Raw genomic sequence first — 20,142 nt, forward strand, 5'->3', positions numbered from 1 at the left:
TCTTATTTTTTAGCCGGCGCATGGTTTTCATACTCCGGTTTTGTTTTCCAACCCACAGCAGCGCCAGTATCATAACGCAAATCTACATAATTAATCGGCTTATCCTGCTTCAATAACTCAGGATAAATCTCGATAAAACGCTTTATACGTTGCATTCGAGCTTCATGCCCTAACTCAAGTATAATTCCGTTTTTTAATACCACGCGCCAAGAACCACGTTCATTAAAGGCTAATGATGCAATTCCAAAACCCGCTTTTTTCAGCACTGGACGCATTTCACGCAATCCAGCTAAAACCTTTTGACTACTATCTTCAGGACCAATCAGATTGGTTAACCCTAATCCTGCCACTTGTAATGCCGGCGCCTTAAAAACGTTACCAGAACGATTAACTAAATAAGTACCATTCCACTCGGCGACAGGTTGGTTTTCAACCAAAAAGACTTTAATAGTATTCGGCCATTGTTTACGTACAGCAGCTTGAGCAACCCAAGGTAGAGTATCTACCGATGCTTGAATACTATTTACATCTTGGGTCATAAAAGTACCCAGATGATTTAAATGTAATATTGACTGTCTAACATCATCTTTAGTCAGATAATGCAACTGCCCCTGAATCACTAAATTTGACAAGGGTAATCGGTTTGCATCCGTCATCCAGTCTTTGGTAGCACTGACAAGCCAAACCGTAAAACCTATGACAAAGAGAAAAAATGCCAATCCTCCCCAGCGTTTTAAACCACGAGGAGAGGATGATATATGCTCTTTATTTACGACTTCTTCAGTCATCGCGTGTCTATTTACCTTACCATTTCAGCCAAACCATTCCATAAAAGTATTTTACGATGGTGCGCTCAGTCAGGTATAACGAGCAAAGTTAAACGATTATACCGAGCAACTCGACCCACTCCAACACTCATTAGGCGTTTTCCGAGCATAACCTGACAATAAATTTGTCTATTTATCGAGAAATCGCAAAAAATAGCAATCACTGGCGATGGAATATCCAATTTTCAGCCAGTGATCTGTATTTACGATACCATTGGTAGCAATAAATGCCTTCTAAGTATCATTACGCATAGCGACGACATTTAACTGCAACTCTGCTAACTGGCGAGCTATTTTGCCAACATCACCTGCACCTTGTGTCAGAACTAAATCATCATTTTGGATAATATTGGCTAGAATTGCAGGCAAATTCTCTGCTTGTGGCACAAAGATAGGATCTATTTTGGCGCGAGAACGAATCGTGCGACATAGCGAACGGCCGTCAGCACCTGCAATCGGTGTTTCACCAGCAGCATAAACATCCAGCATCACCAATACATCGACTTGTTCAAGTACATTGGCAAAATCATCATATAAATCGCGAGTACGACTGTAACGGTGTGGTTGAAATACCATCACTAAGCGTTTATCAGGCCAGCCAGCACGTGCTGCCTGAATCGTTACATCAACTTCGCTTGGGTGGTGACCGTAATCATCAACCAGCATCACGTTACCGTTACCGGTTTCAAACTCACCCAAATGATCAAAACGACGACCAGTACCTTCAAACTCAACTAAAGCCCGCATAATGGCATCATCACTAACACCTTCTTCGGTCGCAACAGCAATCGCCGCGGTTGCATTTAATGCGTTGTGTTTGCCAGGAATATTAAGGGTAATGTTCAGCGCCGGCTTATCATTACGTAATACCGTAAAGTGACCTTGCTGACCGGTTTGAGTGTAATTGACTAGGCGTACATCAGCATCTTCAGCAAAACCGTAAGTCAGCATTGGACGACCGACGCGTGGCAACAATTCACGTACCACAGGATCATCAATACACATCACCGCTAAGCCATAAAATGGTAGGTTATGGATAAAATCAATGAAGGTCTGTTTTAGCACTTCAAAATCGCCACCATAAGTATCCATATGGTCAGCTTCAATGTTAGTGACTACACACACCATTGGCTGTAAGTGTAAAAACGAGGCATCGCTTTCATCTGCTTCAGCAATTAAATAACGGCTACAGCCTAAACGAGCATTGGTGCCTGCACTTTTAACTAAGCCACCATTAACAAATGTTGGATCAAGCCCTGCTTCAGAATAGATTTGCGTCGCAAGTGCTGTGGTGGTGGTTTTGCCATGGGTTCCTGCAATCGCAATACCATGACGGTAACGCATGAGCTCTGCCAACATTTCAGCACGACGTACCACTGGAATACGTAATTCTGTTGCCGCTAATAATTCAGGGTTTTGCTTGCTGATAGCCGTTGATGCCACGACCACACTTGCGCCTTCAACATTTTCAGCCGCATGACCAAAAAAGATCTCAGCCCCTTTGGCTGTCAAACGATTAGTAACCGCATTAGGTGCAATATCCGACCCACTAATACGATAACCTTCATTAACTAATACTTCTGCGATGCCGCTCATGCCAGCACCACCAATACCAACAAAGTGGATCCGTTCGACTCGGCGCATCTCGGGCACCATAGTTCGAATCTTTGCTAATTGCTGGTTATCCAGTTTACTCATCACTTTTGTTCCTGTTTAATTCTTTGCTAGTGATTTGATCACATCAGCAACCCGTTGGTCTGCGTCAATGATAGCGGCATTACGCGCAGCACAAGCCATGTGCTCAAGCGCAATACGATTTAATAGATTAATTTGTTGTGCTAAACCATCAACGGTTAATTGCGGTTGCTCAATCATTTTAGCGGCACCACACGCCACTAAATGTTCGGCATTTAAGGCTTGTTGACGATCTTTGTGCATAAAAGGAATAAAGATCGCGCCAACGCCAGCGGCTGATAGCTCAGATACCGTTAATGCGCCAGAGCGACAAACCACTAAATCAGCCCAACCATACGCGGCAGCAACATCATCAATGAACTCCGTCACTTTATGCGCTGTTTGAGTATCTTTAGCATAGGCTTGCTGCGTCGATTGCTGATTGCCCTTACCGGCTTGGTGCCAAATCGTAACGTTATCACCTAACAACGCTGCTACTTCAGGCATGGTCTGGTTTAAAATACGCGCACCTTGACTGCCGCCCATCACCAACACGCGAATCGGGCCACTACGCTCAGCAAAACGTTGCTTAGGTGATGACAATAGCGTTACATCTTGGCGAACAGGATTACCCACGACTGGCTTATTCTTAAATGCACCTGGGAATGCTTGCAATACTTTGGTGGCGATTTTAGCGAGCCATTGATTAGTAAGACCTGCGACAGCATTTTGTTCATGCAACACCACCGGAATACCAAGCGACCAAGCAGCTACACCGCCAGGACCACTGACATAACCGCCCATGCCAAGCACGACATCAGGCTGCCATGCTTTAATGTATTTGCGGGCTTGAAAAATAGCTTTGATAATTTTAAATGGCGCGCCAAGTAACGCTACAATGCCGCTACCGCGTAGGCCTTTTACTTTAATAAAATCAATATCAATACCATGCTTTGGTACTAATTCTGCTTCCATACGATCCGCGGTACCTAACCAGCGAATCTCCCAACCTTGTTGCTGTAATTGGCGTGCAACGGCAAGTCCAGGAAATACGTGACCGCCAGTACCACCAGCCATCACCAATAAACGTTTATTCTTTGTCATTAGAATGCTTTTTATCTTGTTCTCGTTGTGAATGTTCAGCAGTGGCTAGGCTCTGTAAACCTAAAGATCCTTGCTCAACCGCTATGTCCATATTATCTAATGCTTCATCATCAACATCAGCTGGTTGCTCTGATGAGAATTTAGCGGCAACCCGTTGTTCAAAATCAATACGAATCAAAATTGCCACCGCGGCAGCCATAATAAATAAGCTCGAACCACCATAACTGATCAACGGTAGTGTTAAGCCTTTAGTCGGTACGATTCCGATTGCTGCGCCAACGTTAACTAAGGTTTGGAATGCAAACCAAATACCAAATCCAGATGCCAGATAGCCACCAAAAAGCAAGCCATCTTCAAGACATTTACGGCCAATAATGATCGCTTTAAACACTAACGCAAATAACAGCGTCAATACCACGATAACCCCAATCAAACCTAATTCTTCGGCTAATACCGCAAACACAAAGTCAGTATGTGCTTCAGGAAGGTAAGCCAGTTTTTGAATCGAGTTACCTAAACCTTGACCAAACCAGTCTCCGCGACCAAATGCCATTAATGACTGAGTTAACTGATAGCCACTACCGTATGGATCTTGCCATGGATTTAAGAACGAGGTCACACGTAGCAGACGATAGGGTTCAAACGCGATCAGCATGCCGATACAAGCCAATGCCAAAGCCAGCATCATTAAGAACTGCCATAAACGCGCACCAGCAAGAAACAGCATGCCAATGGTACCAACGAACATTACCACGAACGAACCTAAGTCAGGCTGTTGCAGCAATAGAAAACCAATAATACCGAGTACGCAAAGCGGTTTAAAAAAACTTATAAAACTAACTTTAAGTTTATTAGACCTAATTTCATCCTTTTTACGAACTAAATAGCCCGCTAGAAACACAAATAATGACAGTTTAGCAACTTCGGCAGGCTGCAAGTTAAACACCCCAAGTGGAATCCAGCGTGCCGCACCATTAACCGAGCGACCAATGACTAATACCACGACCAACAATAAGATCGAGGTGAGTAACATTGGTACGCTATACTTTTCCCACCTTGCTAATGGAACCCGCATTACAATCGCTGCAATCACTAATGAACACACGAGAAAAAACGCATGTCGAAGTGCAAAGAAAAAAGGAATACCAGTAAGACGAGTAGCGATAGGTATGGATGCTGAGGTTACCATGACTAAACCGGTAATCATTAAGGCTATTGCTATCCACACTAATTGGCGATCATACAGAATCGGTTTAGCTGGCTTTAAAAACCAGCCAGATACTACCGATAATCCGTTACGGGCCATTTTTAACATTACATATTTCCTGAGACTGAATCTTGAAGCCGAATGGCTTGTTCAACAAAAGCATCACCGCGTGCCATAAAGTTGGCAAATTGATCCCAACTGGCACATGCCGGTGATAATAAAACCATATCGCCAGCGTGTACTGCTGCTGCTGCACGATCCATTGCTTCACTCATAGTGGCGACATTTATCGCATCCTCTACCAGTTCGCTAAATAAATGGCCATCACGCCCAAAACAATAAAGTTGTACATTTAAGTCAGCCAAAACAGGTTTAAGTTCACTGAAATCAGCACCTTTACCATCGCCGCCCATTAATAAATGCAGTTTGCCTGCCAATTGCAAGCCAGTTAATGCCGCCACCGTGCTGGCAAGGTTGGTTGCTTTAGAGTCATTAACCCATTTAACACCATGCTGATTAACCGCAAGTTGGCATCGATGAGCAAGTCCGGTGTAACGACGCATTGCTTGGCACGCCGCGTGGCGATCAATGCCGACCGCGTCAGCTAACGCTAATGCCGCTAAACAGTTAGCCACATTATGGCGTCCAACTAAAGCGATCTCACTCACCGCCATTAATGGCTCACCGGCTATAGCGAGCCATTCTGCACCATCAACGCTAACTAAACCATAATCGCCACTATCAAAACCAAAACTGGTCATGGCACCGTTAAATAACGGCTTAGTAGCAAGATCATCACGGTTATAAACGGCTAATTTGGCATGATCAAAAATGCGCATTTTGGCGTTACTGTAATCGGCTAAACCGCCAGGATAGCGATCCATATGATCTTCAGATAAATTTAAATATACCGCCGCTTCAAGCGCTAATGATGAAGTAGTTTCTAACTGAAAACTTGATAGTTCTAACACATAAAGATCATGATCTTGCGCCAACATATCCAGCGCTGCAAAACCAATATTGCCGCCAACACCAACATTGATGCCAGCTTCTTTAGCCATTTCACCAACTAAACTGGTGACGGTACTTTTACCGTTAGATCCAGTGATCGCAACCACGGGCTTATTAACTGCACGGGCAAATAACTCGATATCGCCGACAAGCTCAATTCCTGCTTGTGCGGCTAACAATAACTCAGGAGTTGCTAATGCAATACCTGGGCTAGCTACAATCAAATCAGCATCTAACAGCCATGTTAAATTCCACTGCCCAGCACACATCGCAACGCCTGCGGGCAATTGGTCTTGGCCTGGTGGATTATCGCGGGTATCAATCACTTTAATATCCAGCGATTGTGGTAATCGTACTAAATGGTTAACGACAGATAGACCTGTCATACCAAGTCCTATCACTACCACCTTATTAATACCAACCAAGCCATTCATATTAACGTACCTTCAATGTTGCTAATGCAATCAATACCAGCATCAACGTGATGATCCAAAAACGGACGATAACACGTGGTTCTGGCCAGCCTTTTAATTCGTAGTGATGGTGAATCGGTGCCATACGGAAAATACGTTGACCACGCAATTTAAACGAGCCAACTTGTAGAATTACCGATACGGTTTCCATCACGAATACACCACCCATGATCACCAATAAAAACTCTTGGCGAACTAATACTGCAATCGTACCCAGTGCGCCACCTAATGCTAATGAGCCTACATCGCCCATAAATACTTGCGCAGGGTAAGTGTTAAACCATAAGAAACCTAAACCGGCACCCACAATTGCGGTACACAAAATAACTAACTCACCGGCATTACTTAAATAAGGGATATGCAGGTATTCGGCATAGTTGTAGTTACCTGTTGCCCATGCAATAAAGGCAAAACCACCAGCAACCATCACTGTTGGCATAATCGCTAGGCCATCAAGACCATCGGTTAAGTTAACCGCATTACTGGTGCCAACAATGACAAAATAAGTCAGTACGATATAAGCCAGACCCAATTGCGGCATCACATCTTTAAAGAACGGCACTACGAGTTGGGTTGCTGCAGTATCTTTACCGTAAGCATAAAGCACAAAAGCCACCACAAGTGCGATGGCTGATTGCCAGAAATATTTCCAACGCGCAATTAAGCCGTCGGTGTTTTTATGGACAACTTTACGGTAATCATCAACAAAACCTACTGCGCCATAACCTAGCATGACAGCCAATACCGCCCACACATAAGGGTTGCTCAGATCACACCACAATAATACCGTTAAGGTAATTGCAGCTAAAATCATGATCCCGCCCATGGTTGGCGTACCACGCTTACTGAAGTGTGACTCAGGGCCGTCATGACGTACCACTTGGCCAATTTGCAACATTTGTAAACGCGCAATCATGCGCGGACCCAGCCACAATGAGAACAGTAACGCTGTTAAAATACTCATGATGGCGCGAAACGTCAGGTATTCAAACAGACGGAAAAAAGGGATTGAGGACTGAAAGTGGTCAGCTAACCAGTAAATCATTATTTATCTTCCTGCAAGGCAATAATAACATCTTCCATATGTGAGCTACGCGCACCTTTGGCAAGCACAGTCACTTGTGAAGTATGATGTTGGCTAAGTTGTTGATGTAATTTTTGTTTAAGTTCATCGATCAATGCAGTTTTATCGCTAAAATGCTGACCATTATTTAATTGACTAACAACAGCGCTGGCACGACCAAATGTCATCACACCATCAAACTGTTTTTCACGCGCATATTCGCCGACTTCACGGTGTAAACTGTCGCTTTCTGCGCCCAGTTCAGCCATATCACCAAGAATAAAGTAACGTTGACCGCTAAAGCTAGACAGCACATCAATCGCAGCTTTAACAGAAGCAACGCTAGCATTATAAGTATCATCAATTAACCGTAACCCTGACCGTGGTTCAGTGATCGCTAATCGACCTTTGACATTAGTGACGGTTTCTAAACCCAGTTTAACTTCGGTTAAGGTTGCCCCTAATGCCATGGTTAATGCTGCCGCAGCCAAAGCATTACTGACATTATGCATTCCAGCAAGCGTTAAGCTGATTTCAATAGCACCTTGTGGAGTTTGCATCATAAAACACGCTAAACCTTGCGGGTTAATCTTGATTGCAGTTGCAAAATAGTCGCTATTATCACTGGTAGCAGAAAAGCTTGCCACAGTATGCCCAGCCAGTAACGGTTGCCACATCTCAAGTCGATTAGAATCAAGATTAATCACCGCTTGCCCTGCTGCGGTTAACCCTTTAAAAATTTCACCTTTGGCTTTGGCAACGCCTGCTAACGAACCAAAACCTTCAAGGTGAGCTGCTGCCAGATTATTAATCAATGCCACATCAGGTTTTACCAATGCCGTGGTGTAGGCTATTTCACCTAAGTGATTAGCACCCAGTTCGATCACGGCAAAGTTATCGGCAGGTGTTAAGCGTAATAATGTTAGTGGTACACCAATATCATTATTAAAGTTGCCTGCGGTTGCGAGCACTTTACCTTTAGTAGCTAAAATAGCTGCCGCCATTTCTTTGACGGTAGTTTTGCCACAACTTCCCGTTAAAGCAAGAGTTTTTAAACCATGCTCAGCGGTCATTTTAGCTTTTAGCCATGCCCCTAGCTGACCCAAGGCTTGATGGGTATCAGCGACCACTAATTGCGGAATATCTAACGCTAAGCGCTTACTAACCAATAATGCTTTAGCACCGTTTTCAACCGCATTATGACAAAAGTCATGGGCATCAAAACGTTCACCAATAAGCGCAATAAAAAGAGTGTCGTCATCAATCGCACGGGTGTCGGTTGATACCACAGCAATCTCAGTATCATCTCCGATTAATTCAGCCGCTAATACTGCTTGTAACTGACTCAATTGAACCTTGATCATCGCTGTTCTCCAAAAAGTGCTGCCACGGTTTCGCGGTCTGAATAGTGGATCGTACGATCGGCAAGGATCTGGTAGTCTTCATGACCTTTACCAGCAACCAAAATAATATCGTTCGCGTTGGCTTGTGAAAGCGCATAAGCACAGGCTTGAGCACGATCATGAATCACGGTTGCAGCCGTGGCTATGGTTAACCCCGCTTGCATGTCTCGCATGATTTGCTGCGGATCTTCACTGCGGGGATTATCATCAACCAGCACAATATGATCGGCAAATTGCTCGGCAATGGCAGCCATCATTGGTCGTTTACCGCTATCGCGATCACCACCGCAGCCAAATAAACACCATAACTGACCATCACAATGCACTCGCAGTGCTTGCAATGCTTTTTCTAATGCATCAGGAGTATGCGCATAATCCACCACCATCATCGCTTTGGAGGCGGTCGAATCTTGAAACACTTCCATACGACCAATCACAGCTTGCAATTGTGGTGCTACCGCCAACAATGCTGCCATGTCATGACCAGTCGCTAATAGTGTTGCCAAGGCTAATAACAAATTAGTCGCATTAAATGAACCAACTAACGGCGCGGTGAATTTACCGTTACCCCAGCTTGATTCAAAGCAAATCGTCACCCCTTGAGTACTAAAATCGACAGCAGTCGCCCACAATTTTGGTCCTGAGTGCGCAACCACAGCCTCAGCATTCATCGCAACAGCAACCGCTTGAGGTAAATCAGCTAACCACTGCTGACCCACGCTATCATCGGCATTTATTACTGCAATTCCGCTGTCATGGCCTGTAAATAAGCTTTTTTTCGCTGCCGCGTAATGCGCCATATCACCATGATAATCAAGGTGATCACGACTAAGGTTGGTAAAAATACTCGCCACAAAATGCAGCGCGCTCACACGGCCTTGTACTAAACCATGCGAAGAAACTTCCATCGCTGCAAAATTGGCCCCTTGAGCGACTAATTCCGCCAAGGTTTGTTGAATTTCAATCGCACTACCGGTGGTATTTAGCGCAGGTTGCAGATCAGCTAATAAACCGTTACCTGTCGTCCCCATCACTCCAGCACGATAACCAATCAGATCTGCCCACTGTGCTAATAACTGGCTAATGGTGGTTTTACCATTGGTGCCCGTTACCGCATACAATTTAAGCTGACTATCAGGCTCAGCATAAAAGCGCCCTGCAATAGCAGATAACTTATGCCCTAAATCGTGCAGATAGATAATGATGATGCCATTCTGAAACTGAATCTCGCCATCAGTGGCGATAGATTCAGCTTCTGCCACAATTGCACTCGCACCAGCAGCAATGGCATTTGTTATAAAACGACGCCCATCAACGGTGTGGCCTTTCACCGCCGCAAATAAACAGCCCGCAGTGACTTGGCGACTATCCAATGTCATCGACGTTAACAACAATTGTGCATATTCAGCAGGCACATTATCCACTGTTAACCAAGGCGCAAGCAGCGCGCCTAATTGTACTTCCTGTTTAACCAATGCCATGATCACACTCATTTATCTATTTTTAGCGTATCAGCATCTGGCGGCACGTTTAAAATCTGTAATGCACCACCAAGTACTTTGGATAAAATTGGCGCAGCAACTGCACCGCCATAGAATTTATCGCCCTTCGGCTCGTTCACCATCACCACTATTGCTAAGCGGGGGTGACTAATTGGTGCTACACCAACGGTATATGAGAAGTAATCATTACCATAGCCACCTGCAACGGCTTTTTTAGCAGTACCGGTTTTAACACCAACACGGTAACCAGGAATAGCAGCACGCCAACCACCGCCACCACCGGCTTTATCGGTTACTGACTCAATCATTAACAGAATTTTCTTGGCTATTTTAGGATCGAGTACTTGCTCTCCCGGTACCACTTTTTCTGTTTTCAATATAGAAAGTGGACGTTTAATACCGTAAGCACCTAAGGTGGTGTAGGCATGCAATAATTGAATCGGTGTTAACGAAATACCGTAACCATAAGCTAATGTCGCGCGGCCAATGTCAGACCAACGATAACGATTAGGAAAATGACCGGTTGTCTCACCAATTAAGTTAATACCTGATGGCTCATCAAAGCCGACCTTACGGTAGGTATCAAGAATGTCTTCCACTGGCATTGCCAACGATAATTTACTCACGCCGATGTTACTCGATTTTTGTAAAATACGTTGTACCGTTGCTAGTGGCTCAATGCGTGATACGTCAGTGATCACCTTAGTGCCAACACGAAAATGCTTACTTTGAGGAATATTAATCAACGTATGTTCATTAACAACGCCATTTTTAAGCGCGGTATATACCACAAATGGCTTCACTGTTGAGCCGGGTTCAAAGGTATCGGTGATCACGCGGTTACGCATTTTATACGGCTGGCGATCATTGCGATCATTAGGGTTAAATGATGGCGCATTGACCATCGCCAGAATTTCACCAGTGCGTACATCTGAAATAGCAATACTGACCGATGTCGCTGGAATATCCATCACCCCTTCTTTCGCGGCACGATAAGCTATCGCTTGAATGCGCTGATCAATACTTAACTCTAACGGTTTACCCGGTTGACGGCTTTGTTGGGAAATATTTTCAACCACACGCCCATAACGATCTTTACGTACCGTTCGGCGGCCAGGTTCACCCGTTAACCAACCATCATAGGTTTTTTCGATACCATCAAGTCCATGACCATCAATACCAGTAAAACCAATTAATTGGGCGCTAACTTCACCTGAAGGATAAAAGCGACGCGACTCGGCACGTAAACCAATACCTTTTAATTTTAATTTTTCGACATAATTAGCCATCGGTGGGCTAACTTGACGCGCAAGATAAATGAATTTGCGGTTTTTATTTTTTTCGATGCGTTGCAATAACTTGGCACGATTTAAATTCAACACGTCAGCCAGCGCATTCCAACGGTTAGTATCACTAAGGCCACCGTGTTTAAATATATCAACCGGGTTAGCATACACCGCTTGTACTGGCACACTTACAGCCAGTTGCTCACCATTACGATCTGAGATAATGCCACGTGCAGAAGGCATTAACTGCACTCGTAGTGAACGGGCATCTCCCTCTTGAATAAGACGACCAGGTTCAAGTACCTGAATATAGGCAGCACGCGCAATTAGGCCAAAGAAACCTAATAAAATACAACCGCAGATGATGGCAAAACGCCATTTTAAAAATGGCGTGCTCTTAGAGGATTGAGTCTTTTTATTTGGACGATTAAATAATTTCATCTTTTAATGTATGACTATTTCATTATCGACAGATGGACGTTGCATTTTGAGTTCAGTTTCAGCTAATCGTTCAATACGACTGTGCTCGGCAAGCGAGTTTTCTTCAAGAATTTGATTTCGCCACTCAATATCATAGTTCTCACGTTGCATTAGCAATTTTTCTTGCTGAGCAATTAATTGGCGAGATTCATGAGTAACATAAACGACAGATAAGGCAGAAATAAGGATAGCGAAGGCTAGAATCAGCGGCACTAACCCGACCGTGACGAGGTCTCGTCCGATCAGGCTAGCCAGATTCATTGAAGATTCTGTTGGTTTCATAGACGCTCGGCCAAACGTAGCACAGAACTACGAGCACGAGTGTTATAACCAAGTTCATTTTGTGATGGTTTGATTGCTTTACCAACAGGCTTCATATCAGCACAACCTAGCGCTTTAATTTGATCTTCTGTTAGCGGTAAACCTGCAGGTACATCAGGTCCTTTACTCTGCTTACGAATAAAGCGTTTTACCATCCGATCTTCCAATGAATGGAAACTGATCACTGATAAACGGCCACCGCTAGCAAGGGTGTTCATTGCGCCGTGCAACGCAGTGTCGATCTCTTCTAATTCACTGTTAATGTAAATACGAATCGCTTGGAAACTACGCGTAGCAGGATGTTTATGTTTATCTCTAAACGGTGACACCTCAGCAATTAGACTCGCTAATTCACGCGTACGTGTTAACGGCTCTTTTTCAGGGTTTTCACGGTGGTCAACAATGCCACGCGCAATACGCTTAGCGAAACGTTCTTCACCAAACTCTTTTAATACCCATGCAATATCATCAGCATCCGCTTCTGCTAACCATTCAGCAGCAGACATACCTGATGTTGGATCCATACGCATATCTAGTGGGCCGTCACGCATGAAGCTAAAGCCACGCTCGGCATCATCAAGCTGCGGAGACGACACACCTAAATCAAGTAACACACCATCAACACGACCAATCAGATCACGTTCTTGCATGTATTTTTCCATGCCTGAAAACGGGCCATGGATAATTTCAAAACGTGGGTCATCAATTTTTTGCGCTTCAGCAATGGCTTGAGGATCGCGATCGATGCTGTAAAGGCGACCGTTGTCACCTAATTTTGATAAAATTAAACGGCTATGACCGCCGCGACCGAAAGTACCATCGATATAGATACCATCGGGTTTAATCGCTAACCCGTCTACTGATTCATTAAGTAAAACGGAAACGTGCTCAAATTGCTCAGACATAAATATAATTTCAGCTAAAGTGAAAGCTCACTAAGGCGCGGGGAAGGTTCCGGCGCATCCTCAGCCTGAAGGTCGATATCATGTTCAATTTGCTGTTGCCACAAAGGCGCAGACCAGATTTCAAATTTATTTAACTGGCCAACGACCATAATTTTATTCGCTAACTGAGCATATTGTCTTAACGTCGGTGGAATTAATATCCTTCCCTGCGCATCCAATTCACACTCACAAGCATGCCCAAGCAATAATCGTTGCAAGCGGCGCTCTGCGGGATGAAGGCTGGATAGACGTACTAATTTAGCTTCAATTCGTTCCCATTCATCGATGGGATATAGCAACAAGCAACAAAACTGGTGATCGATAGTACAAACAAAGTGTCCCTGACATTGTTCAATTAACGACGCTCGGTAACGCTTAGGCATTGCCCAGCGGCCTTTATCATCAATAACAACGCTCGTGGCACCTCTTAACATTGGGGGATCTCGGTCAGATTACACGATAAAAGAGTAGATTAATTACTCACTTTAGCAGAATAACAACAAAGATAATGAGACAACACCACTTTTCCCCACAAATTCCCACCACAAAGTGTACGTATGAGACAAAAACGATGTCAAGCAATAGGCAGTAATTCAGACACACTTCTAACAGTGGCTAAGAAAACCTGATTGCGAAATGTAATTTTGGCGGAAAATAAAACGCAAAAAAGGTGGTGCTTGTAATCAAACACCACCTTCTCTAAATGTAGGGAGTCGGTCGATAAGCCGGGTTTTGTTCCGCTTTCGCGGCGGCAATCATTCGTCTAGGTCTGCAATCGCTCACAGACTCAAGCAACCTACCCGTCCCCAACGCGGGCCGCGCCATTAGGGACCTATTTGGTCTTGCTCCGGGTGGAGTTTACCCTGCCACAAACTATTACTAGCCGTGCGGTGCGCTCTTACCGCACCCTTTCACCCTTACCTGTGCACCACTGCAAGCAATGGGCCATCGGCGGTTTGCTCTCTGCTGCACTTGTCGTAGGCTTGCGCCCCCCAGACGTTATCTGGCACCCTGCCCTGTGGAGCCCGGACTTTCCTCCCCTCCATTGACTTCCCGAAGGTTACCAACGAAGCAGCGATTACCTGACCAACTCCGGCGCGAATTGTATAAGACAACGCTCACAGTTACCAGTGAAAAAATCACCAAAATTACAGCTTGAACAAAAAATCAGCGTCTGATTTTAATTCGGTGATAAAAACCACGCTCTCAAGCTTAAATTGGCACAGTCACCGGCGCTGGATAGCGCTATTACTCTAGATTTTCAAGACCCCATTTATAAAGCGCATTTTTCTTACCACCGTGAATTTCAGCGGTTAACGCCGCCGCTTTTTTAAGCGGTAGTTCTTTCGCTAGTAATGTTAGCGTGCGTAGAATCTCTACCGATAACTCATCTTTTATAGCACGGTGTCCAGCCACTAAAATAACCATCTCACCACGAACACGATTACTGTCTTCTGCTAGCCAGTCAATGAGCTCACCAAGTGGTGCGCCGTGGATAGTTTCATAAGTTTTTGTTAACTCACGCGCTAATACTACTTGGCGTTCAGGGCCAAGCACGGCTAACATATCACTTAGGGAATCATTAATACGATGTGGCGATTCATAAAAAATCAATGTTCGTGCATCGTCTGCTAATGCTTGAAAACAATCGCGGCGACCTTTGCTTTTCGGAGGAAGAAATCCCTCAAAACTAAAACGGTCAGAAGGTAAACCAGAACCGCTCAAGGCTGTAATTACAGCACATGGACCCGGTAATGGCACAACTTTAACACCCGCATGACGACAGCGATTAACAAGATGATACCCTGGATCACTGATCAGCGGCGTACCAGCATCCGACACCAGCGCAATGCTAGTACCTGCCTGAAGTTTCTCAATCAAAAAGTCAGCTTTTTGCTGTTCATTATGATCGTGAAGCGCAAAGGTGCGGGTCGAGATAGAGAAATGGGACAACAATCGCGATGTATGACGTGTATCTTCAGCAGCAATTAGATCTACGTTTGCTAATACGTCTAATGCGCGCTGCGTTATATCAGCAAGATTACCGATAGGTGTTGGTACGATGTACAACGTTGCGACATCTACCATGCCTGAATTGCTCTCACTCATTTGTCTAAGATCTCATCTGCAGTTAATATCAAAAGTAATTTGTCACAGTTGAATAAATTCAATGCCCAATTTTACCCATAAGCGTAAAAGTGTATCACGACTGATGGCGCCTGTAGCCCTTGCTGTTGCTTTAGCAGGGTGTAGCACGCCAAACCTGTACAACCAACAGCAGGTACCATTAACGGATATCACTGCGGTAGCCGCTCAAAGCTCAGCCGCCTATTTAAGTAAAGCCAATACCAGTGATGGCGCTGAGCGCATTAACTGGGAGATCATGGCTGTTAAAGCGATGATCCTCGAAAATAAATGGCAACAAGCCGATCAATGGATTGCTAAGTTATCTCAACAGTCCATGAACCCGACTCAAATTGCTGAATGGCAACTTGCGCGCGCCATGGTACGTGAGCATCAAGGTCAACCACAAGCTGCACTCAATAGCTTAAATTTTCAGCCATCATGGCAGTTAACTAAAAGCCAGTATCAGCGTTATTACACCCTACGTGCTAACTTATTGGAACAGTTAAACCACCCGTTCCAAGCTGCACGTGAACGTACTAAGCTTGATTACTATTTAGATCAAAGTCAAAAAGCCGCTAACTGGCAACAAGTTTGGCATGATCTAAACGGTTATACCAATGCTCAATTAGGCAGTGTTAAGCTGACTGATAACGACAATGTGCTTAAAGGCTGGGTTGAACTTGCGATGCTGAAAAACAGCGCGACTTTACCACCAATGCAACTTAAGCAAGCGCTTGAGCAATGGCTTCATAGCCATCCTTATCACCCTGCGAATCAATATCTACCCGCAGATCTAAAAGCATTGATCGATATGAAGGCGGTTAAGCTCGATAATATCGCGTTATTATTACCACTTTCTGGTCGTTTTGCCGCACAAGGTAAAGCAGTTCGCGATGGTTTTATTAACTCAATGATGGATGATAAAGGTCGCGATACCAGTAATGAGCTCAATATTTATGATACTGAAGCTCAATCAATGCCAGATATCATGGCAAAGCTGCAACATAACGGTACCCAGTTTGTTGTTGGCCCACTACGTAAAAATATTATTACTGAGTTTCAGCAAGATAACACCACTCATATCAATATGCTGGCGTTAAACATGCCGTCACAAATCAGCAATAATAAACCTAATGCTTGCTATTTTGCTTTGTCTCCAGAGCAAGAAGCACAGCAAGCTGCAGAACGTATTTACGCCCAAGGCCACCGTAGCCCAGCCATCCTAGTGCCATCAAATGGCTTTGGACAGCGTGTTGCACAGGCATTTAATCAACAATGGTTACAGCTTGATAATCAACCAGCATTGATCGTAAATTTTGGTAATAAAGCTCAAATACCTCAGCAGATTAAGCAGGCTTTCAGTACTGGTGCTGGCAGTCATGTTGATGCGATTTATATGGTTGCTAGTCGTAACGAAGTGATGATGCTAAAGCCTTTCATTGAAGCATCAATGCCGCCAAGTGGTGATCCGGCTCAGATTTACGCTAGCTCACGCAGTAATCCAGATAAACATAATGGTAATCGTGAATTACGCGGTATTGAAGTCAGTGATATTCCACTACTGATTAACCCGCAACCAGGTTATATGGAGCGCTTTAATCAACTGTGGCCAAACCAAGGGAATACCAGTATTCGCCTGCATGCCTTTGGTATGGATGCTTACTTAATTGCCAAGAAGCTACCTGAAATGCGTGCTAATAGTCATTACAGCGTACAAGGGGAAACTGGCGATTTATCAGTTAATAATCAATGTGTTGTTCAGCGTGAAATCGATTGGGGCAAGTTTAGTAGTCACGGTATAACACCGCTGACTGCAACCCATATGCCAACAGCACCTATCTCTAATGCGCCGAGTGCAGCCGATAACATAAGCCTTATCAGCGGTGAGCCTTCTGCCCAATAATCGTCAGATTGGCCAAGCCTATGAACAGATGGCGGAACAGTATTTGTGCCGCCATCATCTGACGCCTATTGCACGAAATTTTAGCTGTCGTAGTGGTGAAATTGATTTAATCATGCGACAAGGTAAATGTTTGGTGTTTATTGAAGTAAAATACCGAGCTCAAGCTCACTACGGATCAGCAGCTGAAGCCGTAAATTGGCGCAAACAACAAAAACTCAAACGAGCCGCTTTTTTTTGGTTACACAAAAATGGCTACTCGATTGAGCATTGCCAATTTCGATTTGATGTCATTGCTATCCAGGGCCATCATCACCACATTGAGTGGTTTACTAACATATTAGTTGAAGGTTAGTCATGCTAGATAGCATTCGAGAAAGTTTCACCGAAAGTATTCAAACCCAAATCGCTGCTGCTGAAGCCCTGCCTGATGCGATTTCTAAAGCTGCTCAAGCAATGGTACAAAGCCTATTAAATGGTAATAAAATTTTAAGTTGTGGTAATGGTGGTTCTGCTGCTAACGCCCAACAACTGGCTTCATGCTTAATCAATCGGTTTGAAATTGAGCGCCCGAGCCTACCAGCATTAGCTTTAACTGCTGATACCACCGTATTAAGTGCTATCGCTAACGATTATCACCACGATGAAGTATTTTCAAAGCAAGTGCGTGCCCTTGGTCAAGCGGGTGATATTTTGTTGGTACTCTCGACCAGTGGTAACAGTAAAAACATCATTAAAGCAATGGAAGCTGCGCTGACTCGTGATATGACCATCATTGCTTTAACTGGTAAAGACGGCGGTGAAATGGCAGGCTTACTTGGTGTGCAAGATGTCGAAATTCGTATTCCATCACAACGCACAGCACGTATTCAAGAAGGCCATTTATTAACAGTTCATTGCTTATGTGATTTAATTGACCAAGTTTTATTTCCTCATCACGAAGGCTAATTAATGAAGTGGTTAGTGGCATTTGTCGTTATTTCAAGCTTATCTCTAACTGGGTGTTCTGTTTTTTCAACTCAAGATCCACGCAATAGTGGTCAGCACTGGCAAGATCAGAAAATAGAAATGGATATTGCAGGCGTTGCTCATACTCGTGAGTATACCAAGCAACTCAGTGTTGATAGTGTTGCCCTTGATGGCACGGTATTGTTAGTTGGCCAAGCGACATCGCAACAGCTTAAACAAACATTTGTTGACCAAATTCGTGGTATCACTGGCGTTGATCGTATTTACAATCAAATCCAAGTGCGACCATTGTTGACCATGACAAGTATTAGCCGTGATGCATGGTTAACCACTAAAGTGAAATCACAGTTAATTGCCAGTAAGCAACTGACTAATGTGGTAATCAAAGTGATCACTGAAAATAAGCGTGTATTTTTACTTGGTTATGTCGCTCCCGAACAAGCTGCAATCGCGACTAATATTGCACGCAATGTTTCTGGAGTTGAGCACGTGATTACGCTGTTTGAAAAACCACAACGCTATTAAGCAATAATGTTATTAAGCAATAATGTTATTAAACCGTAGCGTTATTACAATCATAAAAAAACGCAGCCAATGGCTGCGTTTTTATTTTCGGTTCGTTAACGGCTACGTTATTTAACCACACGTAAGCTTGGACGACCACGAGGACGTGGTGGCTCATCATCTGGCTCATCACCATCAACCGTTTCTGTTACAACGGCAAAGGGAGAAGCTGTAGGAGACACAACATCATCGGCGTTTTCTTCTGCTAACGCGTGTTCATCATCATAGATAGCGGTTTCAGTATCGTATGCAGCTTCAGGCTCAAACATCGTTCCAGCACCGTTTTCACGCGCATAGATAGCCAACACTGCATACATTGGTACGATAACTGAATGTGGACGACCACTAAAACGAGCACTGAAGCTGACCGCTTCATTACTTAATTCTAGATTGCCCACAGCCATAGGAGCAATATTGAGGATGATTTGACCATCACTCACAAACTCCATTGGTACTTTTACTCCAGGTAACATCGCATCAACGACGAGATGTGGAGTAAGATCATTATCAACCAACCAATCATAAAACGCGCGTAACAAATAAGGGCGACGCGGCGTCATATTTTCCATATCCATAATTACTGGCCAGCTAAACGCATTTCACGCTCAGCTTCAGTTAAAGAAGCAAGGAATGAATCGCGTTCAAATACGCGCGTCATATATGCCTTCACTTCTTTAGCGCCTGTACCACTTAGCTCAATACCCATTTCAGGTAAACGCCATAATAGTGGTGCAAGGTAGCAATCAACTAGGCTAAATTCGTCACTCATAAAGAATGGGTATTCAGCAAATACAGGTGCTAGTGCTAATAACTCTTCGCGTAATTGCTTACGTGCTTTATCAGCTTCATCAGCAGTGCCTGAGTTAATTTTGTCAGCCAGTGAGTACCAGTTACGCTCAACACGGTACATCATCAGACGACTATTACCACGAGCAACAGGATAAACAGGCATTAGAGGTGGGTGAGGGAAACGCTCATCCAAGTACTCCATGATAATGTTAGCTTGGTATAACGCTAATTCGCGATCAACCAATGTTGGAACTGAACTGTATGGGTTCAATTCTAACAGATCTTCCGGCAGGCTCATTGGATCAACCAGCTCAATTTCAACACTAACGCCTTTTTCGGCTAGTACGATACGCACCTGATGGCTGTAGATGTCTGAAGCATCAGAATACAGAGTCATCACAGAGCGTTTATTGGCAGCAACAGCCATCAACCCCTCCAGTATATTTAATACACAAAAAGCAATGGAGGCTCAAGCCCCCATTGCGAGATTCTTAACCC

19 protein-coding genes and 1 other RNA gene are annotated in these 20,142 nt (G+C 44.2%); 4 read left to right on the plus strand and 16 right to left on the minus strand.

Features of this window, described 5'->3' with window-relative positions; genetic code table 11:
* Positions 1-2: 2 nt before the first annotated feature.
* The 14 genes from G6R09_RS14920 to rsmI all read right to left on the minus strand — a co-directional run bounded on the left by G6R09_RS14920 (position 3) and on the right by rsmI (position 15,404).
* The gene (locus G6R09_RS14920) at positions 3-788 is read right to left on the minus strand and encodes a cell division protein FtsQ/DivIB (RefSeq protein WP_065177358.1); all 786 of its coding nucleotides are present in this window, start codon (positions 786-788) and stop codon (positions 3-5) included.
* 273 nt (positions 789-1,061) lie between these two features.
* Positions 1,062-2,525, minus strand: coding sequence for a UDP-N-acetylmuramate--L-alanine ligase (gene murC / locus G6R09_RS14925; protein ID WP_163923377.1), 1,464 nt, complete (start codon positions 2,523-2,525; stop codon positions 1,062-1,064).
* A 15-nt stretch (positions 2,526-2,540) separates the two neighbouring features.
* Positions 2,541-3,605: an undecaprenyldiphospho-muramoylpentapeptide beta-N-acetylglucosaminyltransferase gene (murG, locus tag G6R09_RS14930; RefSeq protein WP_163923287.1), complete on the minus strand. Its 1,065-nt coding sequence runs from the start codon at positions 3,603-3,605 to the stop codon at positions 2,541-2,543.
* Positions 3,592-4,920: a cell division protein FtsW gene (gene ftsW, locus G6R09_RS14935; RefSeq protein WP_065167021.1), complete on the minus strand. Its 1,329-nt coding sequence runs from the start codon at positions 4,918-4,920 to the stop codon at positions 3,592-3,594. The genes murG and ftsW overlap by 14 nt, the downstream gene beginning before the upstream one ends.
* Complete coding sequence (gene murD / locus G6R09_RS14940; RefSeq protein ID WP_065177359.1) at positions 4,920-6,257, minus strand: UDP-N-acetylmuramoyl-L-alanine--D-glutamate ligase; 1,338 nt, start codon at positions 6,255-6,257, stop codon at positions 4,920-4,922. Before murD ends, ftsW begins: the two co-directional genes overlap by 1 nt.
* Before the next feature lies 1 nt (position 6,258).
* A complete protein-coding gene (gene mraY / locus G6R09_RS14945; protein WP_065167023.1) occupies positions 6,259-7,341 on the minus strand; it encodes a phospho-N-acetylmuramoyl-pentapeptide-transferase in 1,083 nt (360 codons plus the stop codon).
* Positions 7,341-8,723: a UDP-N-acetylmuramoyl-tripeptide--D-alanyl-D-alanine ligase gene (gene murF, locus G6R09_RS14950; protein ID WP_163923289.1), complete on the minus strand. Its 1,383-nt coding sequence runs from the start codon at positions 8,721-8,723 to the stop codon at positions 7,341-7,343. Before murF ends, mraY begins: the two co-directional genes overlap by 1 nt.
* Positions 8,720-10,243: a UDP-N-acetylmuramoyl-L-alanyl-D-glutamate--2,6-diaminopimelate ligase gene (murE, locus tag G6R09_RS14955; protein WP_065177361.1), complete on the minus strand. Its 1,524-nt coding sequence runs from the start codon at positions 10,241-10,243 to the stop codon at positions 8,720-8,722. The genes murF and murE overlap by 4 nt, the downstream gene beginning before the upstream one ends.
* 8 nt (positions 10,244-10,251) lie before the next feature.
* A complete protein-coding gene (locus G6R09_RS14960; protein ID WP_065167026.1) occupies positions 10,252-11,991 on the minus strand; it encodes a penicillin-binding transpeptidase domain-containing protein in 1,740 nt (579 codons plus the stop codon).
* Between the two features lie 3 nt (positions 11,992-11,994).
* A complete protein-coding gene (gene ftsL / locus G6R09_RS14965; protein ID WP_163923291.1) occupies positions 11,995-12,312 on the minus strand; it encodes a cell division protein FtsL in 318 nt (105 codons plus the stop codon).
* Positions 12,309-13,256, minus strand: coding sequence for a 16S rRNA (cytosine(1402)-N(4))-methyltransferase RsmH (gene rsmH, locus G6R09_RS14970; RefSeq protein WP_065167027.1), 948 nt, complete (start codon positions 13,254-13,256; stop codon positions 12,309-12,311). Before rsmH ends, ftsL begins: the two co-directional genes overlap by 4 nt.
* A 14-nt stretch (positions 13,257-13,270) precedes the next feature.
* A complete protein-coding gene (gene mraZ / locus G6R09_RS14975; protein ID WP_060998297.1) occupies positions 13,271-13,729 on the minus strand; it encodes a division/cell wall cluster transcriptional repressor MraZ in 459 nt (152 codons plus the stop codon).
* Between the two features lie 271 nt (positions 13,730-14,000).
* An RNA gene (gene rnpB / locus G6R09_RS14980) (RNase P RNA component class A) lies at positions 14,001-14,389 on the minus strand.
* A 154-nt stretch (positions 14,390-14,543) separates the two neighbouring features.
* On the minus strand, positions 14,544-15,404 hold the full coding sequence (gene rsmI / locus G6R09_RS14985) for a 16S rRNA (cytidine(1402)-2'-O)-methyltransferase (protein WP_065167028.1): 861 nt from the start codon (positions 15,402-15,404) through the stop codon (positions 14,544-14,546).
* A 61-nt stretch (positions 15,405-15,465) separates the two neighbouring features.
* On the opposite strand from rsmI, the gene G6R09_RS14990 reads away from it, so the two are divergent.
* The 4 genes from G6R09_RS14990 to G6R09_RS15005 are packed head-to-tail and all read left to right on the plus strand — an operon-like array spanning position 15,466 to position 18,816.
* Positions 15,466-17,325 (plus strand): penicillin-binding protein activator, encoded by a 1,860-nt coding sequence (locus G6R09_RS14990; RefSeq protein WP_163923293.1) that lies wholly within the window; start codon positions 15,466-15,468, stop codon positions 17,323-17,325.
* Complete coding sequence (locus G6R09_RS14995) at positions 17,306-17,677, plus strand: YraN family protein (protein ID WP_082955661.1); 372 nt, start codon at positions 17,306-17,308, stop codon at positions 17,675-17,677. The genes G6R09_RS14990 and G6R09_RS14995 overlap by 20 nt, the downstream gene beginning before the upstream one ends.
* 2 nt (positions 17,678-17,679) lie before the next feature.
* Positions 17,680-18,270, plus strand: coding sequence for a phosphoheptose isomerase (locus G6R09_RS15000; protein WP_065167029.1), 591 nt, complete (start codon positions 17,680-17,682; stop codon positions 18,268-18,270).
* Positions 18,271-18,273: 3 nt separating this feature from the next.
* Complete coding sequence (locus G6R09_RS15005) at positions 18,274-18,816, plus strand: BON domain-containing protein (protein WP_065167030.1); 543 nt, start codon at positions 18,274-18,276, stop codon at positions 18,814-18,816.
* Between the two features lie 107 nt (positions 18,817-18,923).
* Here the strand turns inward: G6R09_RS15005 and sspB are convergent, their stop codons facing one another.
* Both sspB and sspA read right to left on the minus strand, forming a co-directional pair.
* Positions 18,924-19,430: a ClpXP protease specificity-enhancing factor gene (sspB, locus tag G6R09_RS15010; RefSeq protein WP_065167031.1), complete on the minus strand. Its 507-nt coding sequence runs from the start codon at positions 19,428-19,430 to the stop codon at positions 18,924-18,926.
* Between the two features lie 2 nt (positions 19,431-19,432).
* On the minus strand, positions 19,433-20,071 hold the full coding sequence (sspA, locus tag G6R09_RS15015; protein ID WP_065167032.1) for a stringent starvation protein SspA: 639 nt from the start codon (positions 20,069-20,071) through the stop codon (positions 19,433-19,435).
* Positions 20,072-20,142: the final 71 nt, after the last annotated feature.

The organism is Photobacterium sp. Alg240-V54, from assembly GCF_900537155.1.
Taxonomy (GTDB): domain Bacteria; phylum Pseudomonadota; class Gammaproteobacteria; order Enterobacterales; family Vibrionaceae; genus Photobacterium.

Coding starts and splice junctions, on each gene's coding strand:
- murD (WP_065177359.1), bottom strand. CDS start 6,257: ATGAATGGCTTGGTTGGTATTAATAAGGTGGTAGTGATAGGACTTGGT.
- murF (WP_163923289.1), bottom strand. CDS start 8,723: ATGATCAAGGTTCAATTGAGTCAGTTACAAGCAGTATTAGCGGCTGAA.
- murE (WP_065177361.1), bottom strand. CDS start 10,243: ATGGCATTGGTTAAACAGGAAGTACAATTAGGCGCGCTGCTTGCGCCT.
- G6R09_RS15000 (WP_065167029.1), top strand. CDS start 17,680: ATGCTAGATAGCATTCGAGAAAGTTTCACCGAAAGTATTCAAACCCAA.
- murC (WP_163923377.1), bottom strand. CDS start 2,525: ATGAGTAAACTGGATAACCAGCAATTAGCAAAGATTCGAACTATGGTG.
- ftsW (WP_065167021.1), bottom strand. CDS start 4,920: ATGTTAAAAATGGCCCGTAACGGATTATCGGTAGTATCTGGCTGGTTT.
- G6R09_RS15005 (WP_065167030.1), top strand. CDS start 18,274: ATGAAGTGGTTAGTGGCATTTGTCGTTATTTCAAGCTTATCTCTAACT.
- G6R09_RS14990 (WP_163923293.1), top strand. CDS start 15,466: ATGCCCAATTTTACCCATAAGCGTAAAAGTGTATCACGACTGATGGCG.
- mraY (WP_065167023.1), bottom strand. CDS start 7,341: ATGATTTACTGGTTAGCTGACCACTTTCAGTCCTCAATCCCTTTTTTC.
- G6R09_RS14960 (WP_065167026.1), bottom strand. CDS start 11,991: ATGAAATTATTTAATCGTCCAAATAAAAAGACTCAATCCTCTAAGAGC.
- murG (WP_163923287.1), bottom strand. CDS start 3,605: ATGACAAAGAATAAACGTTTATTGGTGATGGCTGGTGGTACTGGCGGT.
- mraZ (WP_060998297.1), bottom strand. CDS start 13,729: ATGTTAAGAGGTGCCACGAGCGTTGTTATTGATGATAAAGGCCGCTGG.
- rsmH (WP_065167027.1), bottom strand. CDS start 13,256: ATGTCTGAGCAATTTGAGCACGTTTCCGTTTTACTTAATGAATCAGTA.
- ftsL (WP_163923291.1), bottom strand. CDS start 12,312: ATGAAACCAACAGAATCTTCAATGAATCTGGCTAGCCTGATCGGACGA.
- sspA (WP_065167032.1), bottom strand. CDS start 20,071: ATGGCTGTTGCTGCCAATAAACGCTCTGTGATGACTCTGTATTCTGAT.
- sspB (WP_065167031.1), bottom strand. CDS start 19,430: ATGGATATGGAAAATATGACGCCGCGTCGCCCTTATTTGTTACGCGCG.
- G6R09_RS14920 (WP_065177358.1), bottom strand. CDS start 788: ATGACTGAAGAAGTCGTAAATAAAGAGCATATATCATCCTCTCCTCGT.
- rsmI (WP_065167028.1), bottom strand. CDS start 15,404: ATGAGTGAGAGCAATTCAGGCATGGTAGATGTCGCAACGTTGTACATC.